At 71.9% G+C, this 18,577-nt stretch carries 18 protein-coding genes; 3 read left to right on the plus strand and 15 right to left on the minus strand.

All coding sequences use genetic code 11. The features are described 5' to 3' along the window. Positions 1-9: 9 nt before the first annotated feature. The 14 genes from BJY17_RS18890 to BJY17_RS05475 form a co-directional block, all read right to left on the minus strand. A complete protein-coding gene (locus BJY17_RS18890) occupies positions 10-1,170 on the minus strand; it encodes a molybdopterin-binding protein (RefSeq protein ID WP_179550453.1) in 1,161 nt (386 codons plus the stop codon). Continuing rightward, the gene (locus tag BJY17_RS05415; RefSeq protein WP_179550454.1) at positions 1,167-1,403 is read right to left on the minus strand and encodes a DUF6457 domain-containing protein; all 237 of its coding nucleotides are present in this window, start codon (positions 1,401-1,403) and stop codon (positions 1,167-1,169) included. Before BJY17_RS05415 ends, BJY17_RS18890 begins: the two co-directional genes overlap by 4 nt. Next, positions 1,387-2,061 (minus strand): molybdenum cofactor guanylyltransferase, encoded by a 675-nt coding sequence (gene mobA / locus BJY17_RS05420; protein WP_179550455.1) that lies wholly within the window; start codon positions 2,059-2,061, stop codon positions 1,387-1,389. Before mobA ends, BJY17_RS05415 begins: the two co-directional genes overlap by 17 nt. Beyond that, positions 2,058-2,837, minus strand: coding sequence for a sirohydrochlorin chelatase (locus BJY17_RS05425; RefSeq protein WP_179550456.1), 780 nt, complete (start codon positions 2,835-2,837; stop codon positions 2,058-2,060). The genes mobA and BJY17_RS05425 overlap by 4 nt, the downstream gene beginning before the upstream one ends. Before the next feature lie 136 nt (positions 2,838-2,973). Then, positions 2,974-3,663 carry a tRNA (guanosine(37)-N1)-methyltransferase TrmD gene (trmD, locus tag BJY17_RS05430; RefSeq protein ID WP_179550457.1) on the minus strand — a complete coding sequence of 230 codons (690 nt, stop codon included), beginning with the start codon at positions 3,661-3,663 and terminating at the stop codon, positions 2,974-2,976. A 7-nt stretch (positions 3,664-3,670) separates the two neighbouring features. Next, on the minus strand, positions 3,671-4,306 hold the full coding sequence (gene rimM, locus BJY17_RS05435) for a ribosome maturation factor RimM (RefSeq protein ID WP_179550458.1): 636 nt from the start codon (positions 4,304-4,306) through the stop codon (positions 3,671-3,673). Position 4,307: 1 nt separating this feature from the next. Beyond that, the gene (locus BJY17_RS05440) at positions 4,308-4,544 is read right to left on the minus strand and encodes an RNA-binding protein (RefSeq protein ID WP_179550459.1); all 237 of its coding nucleotides are present in this window, start codon (positions 4,542-4,544) and stop codon (positions 4,308-4,310) included. A 4-nt stretch (positions 4,545-4,548) separates the two neighbouring features. Continuing rightward, on the minus strand, positions 4,549-4,956 hold the full coding sequence (gene rpsP, locus BJY17_RS05445; protein WP_056009615.1) for a 30S ribosomal protein S16: 408 nt from the start codon (positions 4,954-4,956) through the stop codon (positions 4,549-4,551). A gap of 209 nt (positions 4,957-5,165) precedes the next feature. Further along, entirely contained in the window at positions 5,166-6,692 is a 1,527-nt protein-coding gene (locus tag BJY17_RS05450) for an aminopeptidase P family protein (protein WP_322789756.1), read from the minus strand. 23 nt (positions 6,693-6,715) lie between these two features. After that, on the minus strand, positions 6,716-8,017 hold the full coding sequence (locus BJY17_RS05455) for an alpha/beta fold hydrolase (RefSeq protein ID WP_179550460.1): 1,302 nt from the start codon (positions 8,015-8,017) through the stop codon (positions 6,716-6,718). Continuing rightward, on the minus strand, positions 8,014-8,979 hold the full coding sequence (locus BJY17_RS05460) for an ABC transporter permease (protein ID WP_179550461.1): 966 nt from the start codon (positions 8,977-8,979) through the stop codon (positions 8,014-8,016). The genes BJY17_RS05455 and BJY17_RS05460 overlap by 4 nt, the downstream gene beginning before the upstream one ends. Beyond that, positions 8,976-9,914 (minus strand): ABC transporter permease, encoded by a 939-nt coding sequence (locus BJY17_RS05465; protein WP_179552730.1) that lies wholly within the window; start codon positions 9,912-9,914, stop codon positions 8,976-8,978. Before BJY17_RS05465 ends, BJY17_RS05460 begins: the two co-directional genes overlap by 4 nt. Positions 9,915-9,919: 5 nt before the next feature. After that, the gene (locus BJY17_RS05470; protein ID WP_179550462.1) at positions 9,920-11,791 is read right to left on the minus strand and encodes an ABC transporter ATP-binding protein; all 1,872 of its coding nucleotides are present in this window, start codon (positions 11,789-11,791) and stop codon (positions 9,920-9,922) included. Between the two features lie 75 nt (positions 11,792-11,866). Next, entirely contained in the window at positions 11,867-13,630 is a 1,764-nt protein-coding gene (locus tag BJY17_RS05475) for an ABC transporter substrate-binding protein (RefSeq protein ID WP_179550463.1), read from the minus strand. Positions 13,631-13,812: 182 nt separating this feature from the next. On the opposite strand from BJY17_RS05475, the gene BJY17_RS05480 reads away from it, so the two are divergent. The 3 genes from BJY17_RS05480 to BJY17_RS05490 all read left to right on the plus strand — a co-directional run bounded on the left by BJY17_RS05480 (position 13,813) and on the right by BJY17_RS05490 (position 17,000). After that, positions 13,813-14,754, plus strand: a complete 942-nt coding sequence (locus BJY17_RS05480; RefSeq protein ID WP_179550464.1) for an ornithine cyclodeaminase family protein — start codon at positions 13,813-13,815, stop codon at positions 14,752-14,754. Next, on the plus strand, positions 14,751-15,737 hold the full coding sequence (locus BJY17_RS05485; RefSeq protein WP_218889853.1) for a proline racemase family protein: 987 nt from the start codon (positions 14,751-14,753) through the stop codon (positions 15,735-15,737). Before BJY17_RS05480 ends, BJY17_RS05485 begins: the two co-directional genes overlap by 4 nt. A gap of 72 nt (positions 15,738-15,809) precedes the next feature. After that, entirely contained in the window at positions 15,810-17,000 is a 1,191-nt protein-coding gene (locus BJY17_RS05490; RefSeq protein ID WP_179550465.1) for a metal-dependent hydrolase family protein, read from the plus strand. A 79-nt stretch (positions 17,001-17,079) separates the two neighbouring features. Here BJY17_RS05490 and BJY17_RS05495 read toward each other — a convergent pair whose 3' ends face one another. Beyond that, positions 17,080-18,573: an aldehyde dehydrogenase (NADP(+)) gene (locus BJY17_RS05495; RefSeq protein WP_179550466.1), complete on the minus strand. Its 1,494-nt coding sequence runs from the start codon at positions 18,571-18,573 to the stop codon at positions 17,080-17,082. Positions 18,574-18,577: the final 4 nt, after the last annotated feature.

Raw genomic sequence — 18,577 nt, forward strand, 5'->3', positions numbered from 1 at the left:
GAAGCGGGGTCACCAGGGCAGCGGAACGACGCGGGCGGGTTCGCCGTCGGCGACCGGTGAGGCCAGCAGCCCATCGGCGTCGGCGATCCCGCGGAGCATCGCCGACCCCACCCAGGGGCTCGCCACCGCGCGACCGGCTCGCCAGGTGAACGGCGCGAGACGGCGCTGCAGCCCTGTGGCGGCCAGGTCGTGGGCCGCGACCTCGTCGAGCACGGTGATCGGCTGCCCCGACGCGCCGTCGAGCCACGGCGGGAAGAAGCTGAGGAGGCACGTGAAGGCCGCGAGTGGATTGCCCGGCAGCCCGAGCACCGGCACTCCGGCGCTCGTGCGGGCGAACAGCACGGGGTGTCCCGGACGCATCCCGACGCCCGCGACGTCGATCGTGCCGCCCTCGGCGATGATCGCCCGCCGCAGCAGGTCGCCGTGGCCGCCGGCGGTTCCGCCCGTCGTGACGAGGAGGTCGGGTCGTGCCTCGGACAGGAGCTCGATGAACGGGTCGAGTCGGTCGGGGATGCGCCGGGTCGATGTCCTGGCGCCGAGTCGCTCGAACAGTGAGGGCAGTGAAGGGCCGAAGGCGTCGCGCACGGCGCCGGCCGCGGGCCGACCGGCCGCCACGACCTCGTCGCCCGTGACGATCAGCTCGACTCGCGGTTCGGCGAGCACCTCGAGCACGTCGTGGCCGGCGGCCGCGGCGAGGGCGAGTCGCGGCGGTGTCATGCGAGCGCCGGCCGGGATGAGCGGCTCGCCGCGTCGCAGTTCCTCACCGCGGCGCCGGATGTCGCGCCCGGCCTGCGGCGCGGGAGCAGTGGGCCGGAGCCACCCGGGGCCTTCGGCGAGCAGGTCTCCGTGCTCGGCACGCAGCACCGCGACCGCGCCGGGCGGCACGGCCGCGCCGGTCGTGATGATCCGAGCGGTGCCGACCCGCAGCGGCCGCGCGGGCGGCGCACCCATCACGACCGTGCCGTCGAGCCGCCAGGGCCCCGCGCCAGCGACCGCCCAGCCGTCCATCGCGCTGACATCGACCGTGGGCAGGTCGACGAGCGCGTGCGCGGCGGCGGCGAGCCTCCGCCCGTCGGCCAGGTCGACCGGCACCGGCTCGGCACCGAGCGGCCGGCTGCGACCGGCACTCCAGACGAACTCCCTGGCCGCCTCCCACGTCGTCGAGGTCACGGCGCATCCTCGCCGAGACGGAGTTCGACGGCGGCGACGACCACGTCGAGCGGGATGCCCCGTGCCGCAGCATAGCCCGCGAGGTACGTCGTCAGGGGCGCCGCGGGGCGGGCCACACCATGCGCCGCGATGCGGGCGAGATCGAGCACCGCGGCGACGTCGGGCGCGGTGTCGAGCCCGAGTTCGGCGACGAGCTCGCGAGACCAGCTCTCGACGTCACGCGACGCGGACACGGCGCACCTCCCCGATCGGCAGCACGATGCCGTGCCGTGCGGCGTCGGCCGGGGTGTCGACATCGGCGCACCAGCTCCCGCGGAGCGCGACCCCGCGCAGGCGCAGCCGCGCGAGCACCGCGCCCATCGACGCGCCCCTGCCACCGACCTGCGACGCGCCTGGCATCGCGAGCACCTCGGCGACGGCGCCTCGAAGGGCCGTCGTGCGATACACCGCGAGCAGCGGTTGGGAGAACCCGTCGGGGTCGACCCCGACCACGCCGTCGACCGTGCGGGCGACGCGTGCGAGCAGGAGTTGAACCGCGGGTGCCGCCCCCACCAGATCGCCCGCCAGCACGACCGTGAAGGGCTGCGGCCGGTCGGCGAGCCCCTCGAGCCCCGCCGCGATCGCCGCGACCGGCCCGCTCCAGGGCGGATCCTCGGCGGCGACGCGGATGCGCCGCTCGGCGAGCACCCACCGGGGCGCCGGCGCACTCGAGACGTACGCGACCGCGCGAGCGCCGCTCACCGCGCCGACGGCGCGCGCAGCGAGGCTCGTGCCGTCGATCGTGAGGGCCGTCTTGTCGATGCCGCCGAGCCGTGATCCGCGGCCGCCTGCCAGTACGATCGCGTCGTACGCGGCGATGGCGGACGCCGCGGCAGGCGCCGTCGCGGTCATGCCCGTTCCAATCGGGGCGCACCGACGTCGGCGTACCGATCGAGCACGAGCTCGACGAGCTGGCGGGGCGCCACCTCGCCGGGGAGGAGCAGGGGCGCCGCGATCGCGTCGGCTCCGGCCGACGCCGCGGTGTCGTAGAAGGTGCCGGGCGCCAGCAGGTAGCTGCCGATGATCACGCGCACCCCGGGGTGCACCTCGCGGATCATCTCGATGGCGTCGTGCAGCCTCGGGATCGCCGCGGCGATGAACCCGACGGTCACCGAACGGCCGAGACGGTGCCCGAGCCGGCGGGCGGTCTCGAAGCACTCGCGCACGGCACGGGGATCGTTGGAGCCGGCCGCGGCGAGCACCACGGCGTCGGTGTCGGCGAGCCCGAGCCGCCCCAGCCGCTCGGCGAGCACCTCGACGATGCGATCGTCGGGGCCGAGTTCGGCCGCGAGTCGCGAGCCGGTGGCGGCGTCGACGCCCGAGCCGCGCCGATCGAGCCCGAGCGAGAGCCCGGTGCGCACGTGGAAGCCCGCCGAGAGCACGAGCGGCACGATGACCGCCCCGGCGTCGTCGTCAGGGCCGAGGGCCGCCGCGACATCCGACCGGCTGGCGTCGACGAAGCTGATGGAGACGTCGAGTTCAGGACGCGCGGAGGCGACGCCGTCGACGAGCCGGATCACGGCCTCGCGATTCGCGCTCGACGGCGCACCGTGCGTGACCGCGACGAGCCGGAGCGGAGGTGCCTCGACGTGCTCGGTCGCGGCATCGACGATTCTCGACCCGACCATGTGCTGACCCGCGCTCTCCGGCGGAACCCGTCTCAGCCGCCGATTCGACGCTAGGGAGAGCGTGTTTCGCGGACCGCACCCACGTGTTTCCGGCACGTGAAGAACGGCTCACGCCACGGCAGGGGTACTCGCCCTGCTACTCGCCGAGCAGTTCGGGACGAACGCGGCGCGTGCGCTCGATCTGCTGCTCGCGCCGCCAGGCGGCGATCGCGCCGTGGTTGCCCGAGAGCAGCACGGGCGGTACGTCGAACCCGCGCCAGGACGCCGGCTTGGTGTAGCTCGGGTACTCGAGCAGTCCGTCTTCGTGCGACTCCTCGACGAGGCTCTCGGGATTGCCCACGACGCCGGGCACGAGCCGGCCCGCAGCCTCGATCATCGCCATGACGGCGACCTCACCGCCGTTCAGCACGTAGTCGCCGAGACTGATGAGGCGCACCCGCATGCGGGTGGCGTAGTGGTCGACGACGCGCTGGTCGATGCCCTCGTAGCGGCCGCAGGCGAACACGAGGTGCTGCTCCGCAGCCAGTTCGCGGGCGATCTGCTGCGTGAACGGCTCGCCGGCGGGCGACGGCACGATGAGCAGGGCATCGGATGCCCCGTCGCCCACGATGCCGTCGATCGCCTCGCCCCACGGCTCGGGCTTCATGACCATGCCGGCGCCCCCGCCGTAGGGAGTGTCGTCGACCGTGCGATGCCGATCGTGCGTGGCGTCGCGCAGGTCGTGCGCGGTCACCTCGATGAGGCCCGACTGCCGAGCCTTGCCGAGCAGCGACAGGTCGAGCACCGAGAAGAACTCGGGGAAGATCGTGACGATGTCGACGCGCATCGGCGGACTACTCGTCGCGATCGGCCTCGGCGGGCGCCGCGGCATCCGTCTCGGCGGTCTCGACGGAGTCGGCCGACGGCGCAGTCGGCGCCGCAGCCTCGACCTCGGGCACCTCTTCGAAGAGCCCCGGGGGCGGCGTCACGGTGACCGTGCCTGCCGCGAGATCGACCTCGGGCACGATGGCCGCGACGAACGGCACCATGACCTCGCCGCTGCCGGTCTTGACGATCAGCAGGTCTTGCGCGGGGAAGTGCTCGACGTGCGACACCTCGCCCACCCGCTCGCCGTCGCGGATGACCGCGAGGCCGATGAGCTGGTGGTCGTACCAGGCGTCGTCTTCCTGAGCCTCTTCCTCGACGTGGGAGACCCAGAGGATCGCCTTCGCGAGGCCCTCCGCCTCGGTGCGGTCGTCGATGCCCTCGAAGAAGCCGACGGCGTGCCCGTTGTACCAGCGGAGCTCGCGGAGCTTCAGGCTCTTGCCGTGCCACGGCGAATCGCCGGGAACCTGCAGCGAGAACTCCGCACCCGGCACGAAACGCCGGTCGGGGTCGTCGGTGTAGAGCTCGATCTTGATGGCGCCCTTCAGGCCGTGCGCCTTGAGCAGGCGCCCGACCCGGAGCTGCGTTCCTGAGGTGTCGGCCACGTCAGTCGTCGGTGTCGACGACGTCGACGCGAACGCGGCGGCCGTCGGCGAGAGCGGTGACGAGCGTGCGGAGCGCCTTCGCGGTGCGGCCGGCGCGGCCGATCACGCGACCGAGGTCCTCGGGGTTCACATGAACCTCGAGGACCTCGCCACGTGCGCTCGACGCGGAGACGACCTTCACTTCGTCAGGGCGATCGACGATCCCCTTGACGAGGTGTTCGAGCGCGGACTGGAGCAAGGCTTTACGCCTCGTCCGTCGCGGTCTCGGCGGGAGCCTCTTCGACCTTGGCCGCAGGCTTCTCGGCCTTGGGCTTCAGCACCGGCTTCTTCTTCTCGTCGGCGACGAAGGCGGCCTTCGGCTCGGCGACCTGAACGGTCGAGACGGCGTTCTTGTCGCCCTTGAACTTGCCCCAGTCGCCCGTGAGCTTGAGGATCGCCGCGACCTGCTCGGTCGGCTGCGCGCCGACGGAGAGCCAGTACTGCGCGCGGTCGGAGTCGACCTCGATGAACGACGGGTTCTGGGTGGGGTGGTACTTGCCGATCTCCTCGATCACGCGACCGTCGCGCTTGGTGCGCGAGTCGGCGACGACGATGCGGTAGTACGGCGCACGGATCTTGCCGAGACGCTTGAGACGAATCTTGACAGCCACAATTCTCCTGAAATGTTGTGAGTTGGCGAACTGACAGCCGTGAGCGTGGGGTGCACACTCGGCGGAAGCTCAAAGGGGTTCTGCGCGCCTGATAGAGGGTCGGGCGATACAGAACTCGACTGATCATTCTTGCAGATTCCGCGCCGAAACGAGAATCGGACCGTGCCGCGCGTCCCGAGGCCAGCATCGGGACGCACGACGCGCGGGAGTCAGCGACCGGAGACTGCCTGCGGAGCCGAGGCGTTCAGTTCGCCCGAACGCGCCGCCGCCAGCCAGGCCTCGAGTCCGGCGGCGTCGATCGGGAGTCCGCCGGAGAGCACGTCGTGGCCCGTCGACGTCACCACGAGGTCGTCCTCGATGCGCACGCCGAGGCCTCGGAGCTCGGGCGGCACCGTCTCGTCGAACGCGTGGAAGTAGAGCCCGGGCTCGACCGTCAGCGCCATGCCCGGCTGCATCACGGCGCCCTGGTAGGCGGCGTAGCTCGAGCCCGCGCAGTCGTGCACGTCGATGCCGAGGTGGTGCCCCACGCCGCACACGAGGTAGCGGCGGTGCTGCTGCCCGTCGGGGGTGAGCGCCTCGTCGACCGAGACCGGCAGCATGCCCCAGTCGTGGAGGCCCCGCGCGATGACCTCCATGCTCGCGACGTGGAAGTCCGACCACGGGCGGCCGGGGCCGACGGCCGCGAGTCCGGCGCGGTGCGAGGCCTCGACGAGGTCGTGCACGGCGCGCTGCGCCGAGGTGAACGTGCCGCCCGCCGGGATGGTGCGCGTGACGTCGGCCGTGTAGCCCGAACGTCGCTCGACGCCGACGTCGAGCAGCAGCAGCTCTTCGGGGCTGATGCCGCCGTCGGCGCGCACCCAGTGCAGGATCGGCGCGTGGGCGCCGGAGCCGACGATCGACGCGTAGCCCGGGCCGTTGCCGACCGTGCGTGCGTAGCGGTCGAAGGTGCCCTGGAGCCACCGCTCGCCGCCCCACTCGATGGCCGAGGAGAGCTCGCGCGCCATCGCGGCGAAGCCCTGCTCGGTCGAGGCGACGGCGGCCGCGAGCTCGGCGATCTCCCACTCGTCCTTGATCATGCGGAGTTCTGCGAGCACGCGCTTGAGCTCGGCCGAGCGCGGGTTCGCGGCGAGCGCGGCGGTCGCCGGCCCGACCGACGTCGGCGCGCCGGCTACGAGGGTGTCGCGGCTCAGCACGAGCTCCTCGATGCGGCGCGTGCGCACGTCGAGCGCCTCAGCGTACTCGGCGAGGCCGGGCATCGGCCCGACCCACAGCTCGCCCCGGAGCGGGTCGTTGTGGAAGCCGTCGTCGCCGGGCCGGAAGGGCGCGGGCAGGTAGAGCGTGGCGTCGTGGCCGCCCGGGACCGAGTCGATCACGAGCACCGCGTCCTCGATGCCGCAGCCGAGGAGCCACAGGAAATCGCTGTCGGCGCGGAACTCGAAGCTCGTGTCGTTGGCGCGCACCGGTGCACGGCCCGCTGCGACGGCGATGGTGCGGCCCGGCAGGGCTTCGGCGAGCCGGGCGCGGTGGTGGTGCGCGGCGAGCGCGGCACCCGACGGGATCACCGGGGTGCGCACCGGCGTGGCCCAGCCGCTCCGCATGGACTCGTTGAACCCCGGCGACTGCGCGAGTCGCGGCATCCGCGGGTCGCGTTCGGCCGGAGCCGGCATCGAGGAGGCCGCTCCCCCGGCGGGCTCGCCCCGGTGCGTGTGGGTGTGGGCGTGGGTCGGTTCGGTCATTCCGGGTCCTTTCAGGTGCGCGGTCACGCGCGCGGAGCGTGGGCCGAGCCGGCGACGCGCCGGTCGAGGGCGTCGAACAGGCGCCCGGCGACCTTTCCGGTGTGCAGTCCGTCGTGCTCGAACTCGTTGGTGGTCCAGGCTTCGAGGCCGGCGACCCGATCGACGGTGTCGAGCGAGAACGCGGCGTCGACGTACATGTCGTCGACGTAGACGACGGCCTCGACGGGCACGGCGTTCGCCGCGAGTCGCGCCCGGTCGTACAGTTCGATCGGGCGTTCGGTCTCGGCGAGCCGCTCGACGCCCGCGCGGAAGCCGCGGAGCGCCCGGACCTCCTCGAACATCCACGGGAAGACCATCTCGCCGGTGAAGAGCAACGGCCGGGCGTCGGCGTCGAAGTCGGGGTTGTCGGCTCGCGCGCGTTCGGCCGCCCAGGCGGTGGGGCCGGGGCCGTAGATGCTCTCCTGCAGGGCGATGAAGAGCGGATTGCGATCGAACGCGGTGAGAGCGCCGACGGTCGACAGGAACGTCTCGGCGATGACGGTCTCTTCGGCGTCGGCGAACGCCTCGTCGAACACCCAGTGCACCCGATCGAAGCCCGGGGCCATGCCGAAGTCGAAGCCGAGCGTCTGCAACCGGTGCACGGTGAGCCGGTCGCCGTCGGGCAGGCGCACATCGCCGGCGTCGAGCAGGTCGGCGACCCGGCCGATGCGCTCGGCCAGGTGCGGCAGCCGCTCGGCGAATCGGCGGTTCTTCGCCCGCACGCGGGGGAAGGTGCGGGCGTAGACGTCGTCGGCCGACGGGTCGAGGCTCGGCAGGCCCCCGGTGATCGCCGAGGCGACGATCGCCTCGGGCGCGACCGAGAGGTAGTGCAGGGTCAGGAAGCCGCCGTAGCTCTGACCGAGGGTCCACCACGGCTCGCCGTCGTAGTGGGCGCGCCGGAGCGCCTCGAGGTCGCGCACGATCGAGTCGGCACGGTGCAGCGCGAGGATCCGCGCCGATTCGTCGGCGGTGAGCCCCTCGAGCCGCCGACCCTCGAGCGGGGTCGAGCGGCCGGTGCCCCGCTGATCGGGCAGCACCACCCGGAACCGGGAGAGCGCCTCGTCGAGGAACCCGTCGCGGCCGAGCGGTCGTGGCGACTTGCCGCCCGGTCCGCCCTGCAGGTAGACGAGCACCGGGAGGTCCTCGTCGCGACGGGCGGCGTCGACGAGCTCGCGCGCGAACACGCGGATGGTCGGCCCCTCGGGGTCGGCCCAGTCGAGCGGCACGTCGAGCCAGAGCTCGCGGGCCGCGACATCCGACCCGATCGGGTACCAGCGGGCGCTCATCGGACCGCCGTCCGCACCCGCGAGTCGAGCAGTGCGTACGTCGTGTCGACGACGAGGTTCGAGACGACGACGAAGACGCCGCCGAGCAGTACGATCGCGATCACCACGGGTCTATCCTGCATGGCGACCGCGGTCACCGCGAGGCTGCCGACCCCGAGCAGGCCGAATACCTGCTCGATCACGATGACGCCGCCGAGCATGAGCCCGATGTCGATGCCGAGCTGGGTGACGAGCGGCGGCATCGCGCTGCGGAACGCGTGCACATAGGTGACCCGGCGCTCATCGACGCCCTTGGCGCGGGCGGTGCGGATGTAGTCCTGGCCGAGCACCTCGAGCATCTGGCCGCGCGTGAGCCGCGCGTACACGGCCGCCACGACGAGCGCGAGCGTCAGCCACGGCAGCAGCAGATGCCAGGCCCACTGCAGCGGGTTCTCGGTGAACGGCACGTAGCCGCTCGGCGGGAAGAGCATGAACCCGAGCTTCGTCGGCACGAAGTAGAGCAGGTACAGCGCGAGCATGCCGAGCACGAAGGTCGGGAAGCTGATGCCGACGATCGCGAACCCCTGCCCGAACCGGTCACGCGCCGAACCCGGATGCTTCGCCGAGACGATGCCGATGGGGATGCCGATCGCGAGCCAGAACACCATGCCGCCGAACACGAGCGACATCGTGACCGGGATGCGGGAGACGACCAGTTCGGAGACCGGCATGCTCGAGCGGTACGAGTAGCCGAGGTCGCCGTGCAGCAGGTTGCCGATGAAGGTCACGTACTGCTCGGCGATCGGACGATCGAGCCCGAGGTTCGCGCGGATCTGCGCCATGAGCTCCTCGGTCGCCTTGTCGCCCGCGATGATGCGGGCCGGGTCCGACGGCGACACGTAGAAGAGCATGAACACGAAGACGCTGAGGAGGAACAGCACGAGCACGCCGAAGGCGATGCGGGAGAGGATGAACCGGGTCATGCGCGCTTGCCCTTCGAGACGGCGGCGGGATCGAGGGCGTCGCGGAGACCGTCGCCGAGCAGGTTGAACGCGAGGGTCAGCGCGAGCAGGGCGCCGCCCGGCACGACGACCATCCACCACGCCACGAGGTAGAGCGAGCCGTTCGCGGCGTCCGCCAGCATGTTGCCCCAGCTGGGGGTCGGCGGCACGATGCCGAGTCCGAGGAACGAGAGCGTCGCCTCGAACACGATCGCCGCCGGGATCATGAGCGTCGTGTAGACGATGATCGGCACGACCAGGTTGGGCAGGATGTCGCGGAACATGATCGAGGTGCGCGAGGCGCCGAGCGAACGGGCCGCCTCGACGAACTCCCGGTGACGGAGCGCCAGTACCTGACCGCGGATGACGCGGGCGAGACCGGTCCAGCTGAAGAACACGATCACGGCGATCGACAGGCTGAGGCTCGGGCCGAGCACCGAGACGAGCGCGATCGCGCAGAGCAGGAACGGCACGCTCATGACGAGGTCCATCGTGCGGCTGAGCACCGTGTCGACGACCCCGCCCGAGAACCCGGCGATCGTGCCGATCGCGATGCCGATCACCGACGCCACGATCGAGGCGAGCACGCCCACGAGGAGCGACACCTGCGCACCGTAGGCGAGGCGCACGAGCACGTCGCGGCCGAGCTGGTCGGTGCCGAACAGGAACTCGGCGTTCGGGCCCACCGGGATGCCCTCGGGCGTGAGTCCGGTCTCGCGGAACTGCTCGGTCGGGCCGTGACCGGTCCACGCCGCGATGAGCGGGGCGCAGAGTGCGAAGGCGACGATCAGGAGGATCGCGATCATCGAGGCGATGCTCGCCGGGTCGCGGAGGAGCCGGGTGAGCGTGAGCCGGCCGGAGCCGCGCGCCTGCACCTCGGTCGAGGCGCGGGCCGCAGCCGCGGGGGTCTTGGGCATGAGGCTCACGAGGCGACCTCCACCGCGATGCGGTCGGCGAGGTGCGCGTCGGCACCGGCCGGCGTCAGCGGGAGCAGGATGCGCTCACGCGGCGAGCGCGGGATCTCGGGCGCCGCGGCGGCCAGCAGACGCCGGGTAAACGGCTGCTGCGGGTCGTTCCATACCTCGTCGGCGGTGCCGAGCTCGACGATGCGCCCGCCCTCCATCACCGCGATGCGATCGCAGACGTGGCGCACGACCGCGAGGTCGTGCGAGATGAACAGGTAGGTGAGGCCCAGTCGGCGCTGCAGCTCGTCGAGGAGGTTCAGCACCTGCGCCTGGATCGACACGTCGAGCGCCGAGACCGGCTCATCGAGGATCACGAGCTCGGGGTTCAGCGCGAGCGCCCGGGCGATGCCGATGCGCTGTCGCTGCCCGCCCGAGAACTGCGACGGGAAGCGGTTGTAGTGCTCGGGGTTCAGCCCGACGAGTTCCATGAGCTCCTGCACCTTCGCCTGTCGTTCCGCACCCTTCGCGAGCCGGTGGATGCGGAACGGGTCGCCGATGATCGAACCGACGCGGCGACGGGGGTTCAGCGAGCCGAACGGGTCCTGGAAGACGAGTTGCACGCGGCGTCTGAGGTCGCGCCACTGGGCGCGGTCGAGGTTCGCCGTCGGGGCGCCGTCGAAGTCCACGGAGCCGGCGGTCGGCGCGACGAGCCCGGCGATCGCACGGGCGAGGGTCGTCTTGCCGCAGCCGCTCTCGCCGACGAGGCCGAGCGTCTCGCCCCGTCGCACCTCGAGCGAGATGTCGTCGAGCACGACGCGCGGTTCGCCGCGGCGCTGCGGAAAGGTCAGGCGCAGTCCGTCGACCTTCACGATGGGATCGTCGGGGCTCGCGAGGAGGCTCGGCGGCGGCAGCACCGGCGGGTCGGGCTCCAGCGGCGTCGACTCGAGCCAGCAGGCCACCTCGGTGCCGTCGTCGAAGCGGCGCACGGGCGGCTTCGTGCCGCAGATCGACATCGCGTCGGGGCAGCGGTCGCGGAAGGCGCAGCCCTCGGGCGGGGCGAGCAGGCTCGGCGGTCGCCCGCCGATGGGCACGAGCGGCGTGCCCGGCTCCCGGTTGAACGACGACGACCGCAGGAGCCCCGCGGTGTACGGATGCGCCGGGGCGCCGAGCACCGCATCGGCCGCCCCCAGCTCCATGCGACGGCCGCCGTACATGACCATGACCCGGTCGGCGACGCGCGAGAGCACGCCGAGGTCGTGGCTGATCATGAGCACCGTCATGCCGAACTCGCTGCGCATCTCGCCGAGCAGGTCGAGGATCTGCGCCTGCACGGTCGAGTCGAGCGCCGTGGTCGGCTCATCGGCGATGATGAGCGCCGGGCCGAGCGAGAGGCCCATCGCGATCATCACGCGCTGTCGCATGCCCCCCGAGAACTGGTGCGGGTAGGCGTCGAAGCGCGCCGCGGCATCCGGAATGCGCACCCGGTCGAGCAGATCGATCGCGCGCGCCCTCGCCGCCTTCGCGCTGACCTTCTCGTGCGCCTGGATCTGCTCGACGATCTGCCAGCCCACCGTGTACTGGGGGTGCAGGCTCGAGAGCGGGTCCTGGAAGATCATGCTGATCTCCCGACCGCGCACCGAGCGCAGCAGCTCGGGCGCGAGCGAGAGCAGGTCGCGGTCGCGGAATAGCACGGAACCGCTGGTGCGCGCGCCGGGCACGAGGCCCATGATCGATTGCACCATCACGGACTTGCCTGAGCCGGATTCGCCGACGACGCCGAAGAACTCGCCCTCGTGGACGGAGAACGAGACGTGCTGCACCGCGTGCACGGTGCCGTCTTCGGTGGGGATGTCGACGGCGAGGTCGCGCACGTCGAGGAGGATGGTCATGGGGGTCCCTCGATCTGACCCGGCGGCCGGCCGAGACCGGCCGCCGGGTACGTGATTTGCAGGTGATGCAGACGGCTACTTCGTGAGCCAGACGTTCGTCCAGTCGCCGTTCTGGCTCTGGGCGTACGGCTCGAAGCCGCCGACGCGGGCCGAGTGGTAGTTCGGCTTCAGTCGGTACGCGATGCTGACGATCGGCGAGTCGGCCATGACGGCCTCGTCGACCTGGTGCCAGAGGTCTGCCGCCTCTTCGGGCGTCGCCGCGGCGAGCGCCTCTGCGGCGAGCCCGTTCGCGGCGTCGCTGTTGAAGTCGACGTAGTTGTACGTCTGGGGCGTGCCGTCGAAGACGAACTGCGGCTGGAAGACGCTGCGCGCGGCGCCGCCCTGCCAGTCGGGCGACCACCCGACGAGCGCGATGTCCCACGCGCCCGAGCTCGCGTTGTCGGGGTTGGTCATGAAGTTCGCGTAGTAGTCGGTCGGCGGAACCGGCGTCAGCTCGACCGTGATGCCGGCGCGCTCGAGGCTCGCCTGCACGGTCTGGGCGATGTCGGGCTGGGTGCCGACGTTGCGGTACGGCATCTTCAGCGTGAGGCCGTCGGGGTAGCCCGCCGCGGCGAGGAGTTCCTTCGCCTTCTCGGGGTCGCCCTTGCCGCCCTCGGTCGCGTACTCGTCGGACTCCTGGTAGCCGAGGATGCCGGGGCCGAAGATGCCGTTCGTGACGCCCGCGAGGTCGGCGCCGCCCATGGTCTGCACGACGGCCGACTTGTCGACCGCGTACTGCAGCGCCTGGCGCACCTCGAGCTTGGTGAGCGCGCCGCCGTTGTTCGTCGACGCCGTGTTCATCCACATGAACTGGTCGACGCCGCCGTTCTCCATGGTGGAGAACTTCTCGTCGTTCGCCGCCTTGAGCTGCTGGATGTTCGCGGGGCTCGGGGTGAGGTCGAAGAGCATGTCGGCCGACCCGGCCTGCAGCTGCTGCATCGCGGCGTCGCCCTCGACGCCCATCGTCATCTCGATGCCGTCGACGTAGGCCTCGCGGAGCGGGTCGCTCTCGGGGTCCCACGCGGGGTTGCGCTCGAGCACGAGCTTCGCGTCGGGCGTGTACTCGGCCACCTGGTAAGGGCCGGATGACACGAAACCGCGCCGGTACTCGGGCGAGTCGGGCAGCGCGTCGAGCGCCTCGATGGGCGCCGGGTCGGCCGCGTCGAGCGAGAGCATGAACGGGAAGTCGCTCGCGGGCTCGACGAGGGTGAACTCGATCGTACGGTCGTCGGGCGTCTGGATGCCGGAGATCTCGTTGCCCTCGATGTACTCCTTGATGGGGCCGACCTCGGGGGCGACGGCGTCGAAGCCGGTGCAGAACTCGTCCATGCCGGCGATGAGGCCCTGGAAGTATCCGGCGAGGGCGCCCGAGATGTGCGGGTTGCAGAGGCGCTCGATGCCGCGGGAGACGTCGCTCGCGACGATGGGCCGGGCGCCGTCGGGCGCGCCCCAGGTGACGCCGTCGCGCAGCGTCACGGTGTAGGTGAGTCCGTCGGCGCTCGGCGTCGGCACCTCCTCGACGAGGTCGGGCTGGAGCACGATGCGCTCGGCGGCATCGTCGCTCGCCGCATAGCTCAGCAGCGAGCGCGACACCGAGCGCATCACGCTGTAGGTCGGCACGTAGGCGACGAGCTGCGGGTCGAGGTGGTCGACGTCGCCGTTCGCGAGCACCTTGAGGGTGCCGCCGGTCTGCGGTTCGCCGTCACCCGAGTCGGTGCCGGGCGTGGTCGTGCACGCGGTCAGCATGAGCGCCGTCGAAACGGCGAGCACTGCGGCCGCGCGAAGAGTGGTTCGAGCCATGAGTCACCTTTGAATCATTCGCTGTCCGCAAGTCGGACGACAAGCGGGTCACCGTGCTCGAGCGAGCGCTGCTCGGGAGTCCGGCGCTCGTGGCGACCGGATCCGGATGGCAGCTCGTCGGGTCGAAGCTTCGAGCCGTCGGCGATATGTGACATATTACGCATTACCCGTACGATGTGTCCATGCCCGGCATCTTCGACTCGCTCCGCCTCATCGACGGCCCCGCCATCGCCGAGCGCATCACCATGCGCCAGGCCATCGACGCCCTGCAGCAGGCCCTCCGCGACGGGTTCGACCCCGACGCCGACGCCGCGCGGACGATCGTCGACGTGCGGCACGGCCAGCTCCTGCTCATGCCGTCGGACCTCGGCGCCTACACCGGCCAGAAGCTCGCGACCGTGGCCCCCGCGAACCCGGCACGCGGCCTCGAGCGCATCCAGGCGATCTACATCGTGCTCGACGCGGAGACCCTCGCGCCGGTCGCCCTGCTCGACGGCACGGAGCTCACGAGCCTGCGCACTCCGGCCGTGTCGGCCGCCGTCGCCGATGTCGTCGCCGCTCCGGATGCCTCGTCGCTCGTCGTCTTCGGCACCGGCCCCCAGGGCGTGCGGCACGTCGAGGCCATGCGGGCCATCCGCCCGATCGAACGGGTGCGATTCCTCGGCCGCGACCGGGCGAAGGCCGAGCACGCCGCGAGCCTCGTCGCCGCGAACGGTCTCGACACGGCCGTCGGCAGTGCAGCGGATGTCGCGGACGCCGACCTCGTCGTCTGCGCCACCACCGCGCGCGAGCCGCTCTTCGACGCCGCACTCGTGCGCGACCACGCCGCGATCGTCGCCGTCGGCTCGCACGAACCCGATGCCCGCGAACTGCCGGGCGAGCTCCTCGGTCGCGCCCGCGTCATCGTCGAGTCGCAGCGGGTGGCGCTCTCCGAGGCGGGCGACGTCATCCTCGCCATCGCCGAGGGGCGCCTCTCCCCCGACGCGCTGACCCCCATGGCGAGCCTGTTCGGCGACGACGGCCCCGAGGCATCCGTTCGGCCCGTCGTGATCAAGACCTGCGGCATGGGCTGGCAGGACCTCGCCGTCGCACAACTCGCCCTCACGAACGAACGGAACGCATGATGCACTGGACGACCGAAGACTGGCACACCGCGGGCGAACCGTTCCGCATCGTGCTCGACGTGCCGACCACGGGCGACACCGTCGCCGCCCGCCGCGTCGAGGCCATGACCGGCGAGGCCGAAACCGTGCGCCGGTTCCTCTGCCTCGAGCCGCGCGGGCATGACGACATGTACGGCGGCTTCATCACCCCGCCCGATGACGACGGCGCCGACTTCGGCGTGCTGTTCTGGCACAAGGACGGCTTCTCGACCGCGTGCGGGCACGGCACCATGGCGCTCGGCGCCTGGGCGGTGCGCACGGGCCGGGTCGCCGCGCCCGACGACGGCGAGGCCATCGTCACGATCGACGTGCCGAGCGGCCGGGTGCAGGCGCGCGTGCAGCGCAGCGCCGGCGTCACGACGGGGGTCGTATTCCGGAACGTGTCGTCGCGCGTGCTCGCGACCGGGATCCCGCTCTCGACGAGCCGCGGCGACGTCGTCGTCGACCTCGTCTTCGGCGGCGCGGTCTACGCGACCCTGCCGGCCGCTTCACTCGGCCTCACCGTGACGCCGGACGACACTACCGAGCTCATCCGCCTCGGCCGCGAGATCAAGTGGGCGCTGAACGACCACCCGGCCGCCCAGCTCGACGACGACCGCCTCTCGGGCGTCTACGGCACGATCCTCGTCGACGACCTGGGCCGCACCGCCGACGGCCCGTGGCAGCGCAACGTCACCGTCTTCGCCGACGGCGAGGTGGACCGCAGCCCGTGCGGCTCGGGCACCGCGTCGCGGGTGGCGATGCTCGCGCACACGGGCGAGCTCGCCGACGGCGAGGTGCTCACCCACGACTCGATCATCGGCACGCGCTTCCTCGCGCGGGTGGCCGAGCACACCGCCGACGGCGTCGTGCCCGAGGTCACCGGCCAGGCCTACCGCGTCGGCACGAGCGAGTTCGAGCTCGACCCCGCCGACCCGCTCGCCGAGGGCTTCAGCCTGCGCTGACGGCGCTGGAAACCCGCGCGGCAGTCGTGCAACAGTCGAGAGTCGCTTGAACCGTCGAGAAGGAGAACGAAGATGGAATCGGGATCACTGAGGATCACCGGCGCCCATGTCTGGGATGGATCGGTGCGGGGCTTCGTCGACCGTGATGTCTGCGTCGTCGACGGAATCGTCGCCGACCGAGCGGATGCCTCGGCCGAGGTGCTCGACGCCTCCGGCGGATGGATCGTCCCCGGGCTGATCGACGCGCACTTCCACGCCTACGCCACGAGCATGGACGGGTTCGAGAACGAGCGCGGGCCGCTGAGCTACGCCGCGATCAACGGCGCCCGTCGCCTCGGCGGCGCCCTGCGGCGCGGGTTCACCACCGTTCGGGATGTGGCCGGGGGCGACATCGGCCTGGCCCGCGCCGTCGAGACCGGCCTCTTCCGGTCGCCGCGCTATCACTTCACGGGGCCCGCGCTCAGCCAGACCGGCGGGCACGGCGATCCTCGCTCCGCACACGTCGACATCTGCTTCAGCGAGGGCCACATGTGCGAGGTGGTCGACGGGGTCGACGAGCTGCGCCTGGCGGTACGCCGCCGCCTGCGCACCGGCGCCCATGCCATCAAGGTGATGACCTCGGGCGGGGTGTTCTCCCTCACCGATCCCATCCGGATTCCGCAGTACTCCCCCGAGGAGCTGCGCGCGGTCGTCGAGGAGGCCGGACGCCGCGGCACCTACGTCGCCGCTCACGCCTACTCGTCCGAAGCCGTGGTGCATTCCATCGAGAACGGCGTTCGCTCGATCGAACACGGCAATCTCATCGATTCGGCGACCGCACGACGGATGGCCGAACTCGACGCGATCCTGGTTCCGACGCTCGCCGCCTACGACGCCATGGACCGCCGTGGCGCGCAGCTCGGCTTGAACGAGATCTCACTGGCCAAGAACGCCGAGGTGCTCTCGAAGGGACAGGAGGCCGTGCAGCTCGCACTTGCCGCGGGCGTGCAGGTCGGCTTCGGCAGCGATCTCATGGGCGACCTCGAGGACGATCAGCTCTGCGGCGTGCGCCTGCAGGTCGAGGCGAGCGGCGCCACCGAGACCCTGCGCTCGCTGACCGAGACGAATGCCGCGCTGATCGGCGATCGACGGCTCGGCCATCTGGACGCCGGGGCGTACGGCGATGCGGTCGTGCTGTCCGCGAACCCGATCGCGGAGCCTGCCGCACTGTGGGAGGCGGACGCACGTCGGCACATCGTGCAGGCCGGCCGTCGCGTGGTCTGAGGAAGGACTCCCCGAGCGGTCCGACGGGACGACGAATGGCCCGGGCGGGTGCGCCCGGGCCATTCGCGTACCCGTCCCGTCAGTGGATGCCGGTGAGGCTTCCCCACTCGCTCGACCGCCCCGCCTCGCTGCGACGCTGCGGAACACCCCACGGGTTGTCGTCGCGCAACGCTTCGGGCAGCAGGGCCGCCGGCGCGTTCTGGTACGCGACGCCGCGGAGGAACCGCGTGATCGCCGCCGTGCCGACGCTCGTGGCATCGGTGGTCGTGGCCGGGAACGGCCCGCCGTGCTGCATCGCGGCGGTCACGGAGACGCCGGTCGGCCATCCGCCGAAGAGCACCCGACCGCTCGTCTCGGCGAGCGCCTCCACGAGGTCGCCGAGCTCGCCCGCCTCGGAGTCGGCGGCGTGCACGGTCGAGGTCAGGTTGCCGGGGAACAGCTCGCGGTGGAGGTCGGGCAGCGCCGCAGCATCCGAATACCGCACGATCACCGACAGCGGCCCGAACGACTCCTCGAGGAGTGCATCGGGCTGCGCCCGCAACTGCTCGACCGAGACCTCGACGACCGTGGGCGTCACGAAGCGCTGCCCGTCGTCGTCGACCCGCACCTCGCCCTCGGCGAGCACGGTGACGCCGTCGGCGCCGAGCACTGCGCTGCGGCGCTCTTCGAACGCCCGGCCGATGCCCGGGTTCAGCAGGCGGTGCTCGCCGACCGCGGCGGCGGCCTCGGCCAGCTCGCCGAGCTCGGCGCCCGCCGGCACGAAGAGGAAGCCCGGCTTCGTACAGAGCTGGCCCGCCGACCCGGCGACGGAGGCGAGGAAGCCCTGGAGCAGCTCGGGTTCGGCGACGACGGCGCCCGGCGTCGCGTAGACGGGGTTCACGCTGCCGAGCTCGCCGTAGAACGGGATCGGCCGCGGTCGGGTCGCTGCGATGTCGGCGAGCAGCCGGCCGACGTGCGTCGAGCCGGTGAAGGCGCCCGCGCGGATGCGGTCGTCCTTCAGCAGGTCGACGCCGTCCTGCTGTCCCTCGATGAGCTGGAAGACGCCGTCGGGCATGCCCGCGCCGTCGAGCGCCTCGATGACGACCTCGGCCGTGCGTCGGGAGAGCTCGAGATGCCCCGAGTGCGCCTTGACGACGACCGGGCAGCCGGCGGCGAGCGCCGCGGCCGAGTCGCCGCCCGCGACCGAGAACGCGAACGGGAAGTTCGACGCCGCGAAGTTCAGCACGGGGCCGACCGGCTCGAGCACTCGGCGCACGTCGGGACGCGGACCGATGACGTACTCGGGGTCGGCCGCGTCGATGCGGGCGTCGAGGTACCCGCCGTCGACGATCGCCTCGGCGAAGAGCCGGAGCTGGTTCGAGGTGCGGCGCACCTCGCCGATGAGACGCGGTGCGGTGAGGCCGGTCTCGCGCATCGCGATCGCGATGAGCTCGGCGGCGTTGCGGTCGAGGGCGTCGGCCACGGCGACCAGTGCCGCGGCTCGGGCGCGCGGTTCGGTCGCGGCGAAGGCGCGCGCGACGGCCGCGGCCCGTTCGGCGACGCGGTCGAGGTCGGGTTCGGTTGAGGTCGTCATGGGT

The sequence above is a fragment of the Agromyces hippuratus genome (genome assembly GCF_013410355.1).
Lineage (GTDB): Bacteria > Actinomycetota > Actinomycetes > Actinomycetales > Microbacteriaceae > Agromyces > Agromyces hippuratus.

What these genes read in the sequence shown, in the direction of transcription:
- mobA (WP_179550455.1), bottom strand. Translation starts at nt 2,061, where the DNA reads ATGACCGCGACGGCGCCTGCCGCGGCGTCCGCCATCGCCGCGTACGAC.
- BJY17_RS05425 (WP_179550456.1), bottom strand. Translation starts at nt 2,837, where the DNA reads ATGGTCGGGTCGAGAATCGTCGATGCCGCGACCGAGCACGTCGAGGCA.
- trmD (WP_179550457.1), bottom strand. Translation starts at nt 3,663, where the DNA reads ATGCGCGTCGACATCGTCACGATCTTCCCCGAGTTCTTCTCGGTGCTC.
- BJY17_RS05450 (WP_322789756.1), bottom strand. Translation starts at nt 6,692, where the DNA reads ATGACCGAACCGACCCACGCCCACACCCACACGCACCGGGGCGAGCCC.
- BJY17_RS05455 (WP_179550460.1), bottom strand. Translation starts at nt 8,017, where the DNA reads ATGAGCGCCCGCTGGTACCCGATCGGGTCGGATGTCGCGGCCCGCGAG.
- BJY17_RS05460 (WP_179550461.1), bottom strand. Translation starts at nt 8,979, where the DNA reads ATGACCCGGTTCATCCTCTCCCGCATCGCCTTCGGCGTGCTCGTGCTG.
- BJY17_RS05465 (WP_179552730.1), bottom strand. Translation starts at nt 9,914, where the DNA reads ATGCCCAAGACCCCCGCGGCTGCGGCCCGCGCCTCGACCGAGGTGCAG.
- BJY17_RS05470 (WP_179550462.1), bottom strand. Translation starts at nt 11,791, where the DNA reads ATGACCATCCTCCTCGACGTGCGCGACCTCGCCGTCGACATCCCCACC.
- BJY17_RS05475 (WP_179550463.1), bottom strand. Translation starts at nt 13,630, where the DNA reads ATGGCTCGAACCACTCTTCGCGCGGCCGCAGTGCTCGCCGTTTCGACG.
- BJY17_RS05480 (WP_179550464.1), top strand. Translation starts at nt 13,813, where the DNA reads ATGCCCGGCATCTTCGACTCGCTCCGCCTCATCGACGGCCCCGCCATC.
- BJY17_RS05485 (WP_218889853.1), top strand. Translation starts at nt 14,751, where the DNA reads ATGATGCACTGGACGACCGAAGACTGGCACACCGCGGGCGAACCGTTC.
- BJY17_RS05490 (WP_179550465.1), top strand. Translation starts at nt 15,810, where the DNA reads ATGGAATCGGGATCACTGAGGATCACCGGCGCCCATGTCTGGGATGGA.
- BJY17_RS05495 (WP_179550466.1), bottom strand. Translation starts at nt 18,573, where the DNA reads ATGACGACCTCAACCGAACCCGACCTCGACCGCGTCGCCGAACGGGCC.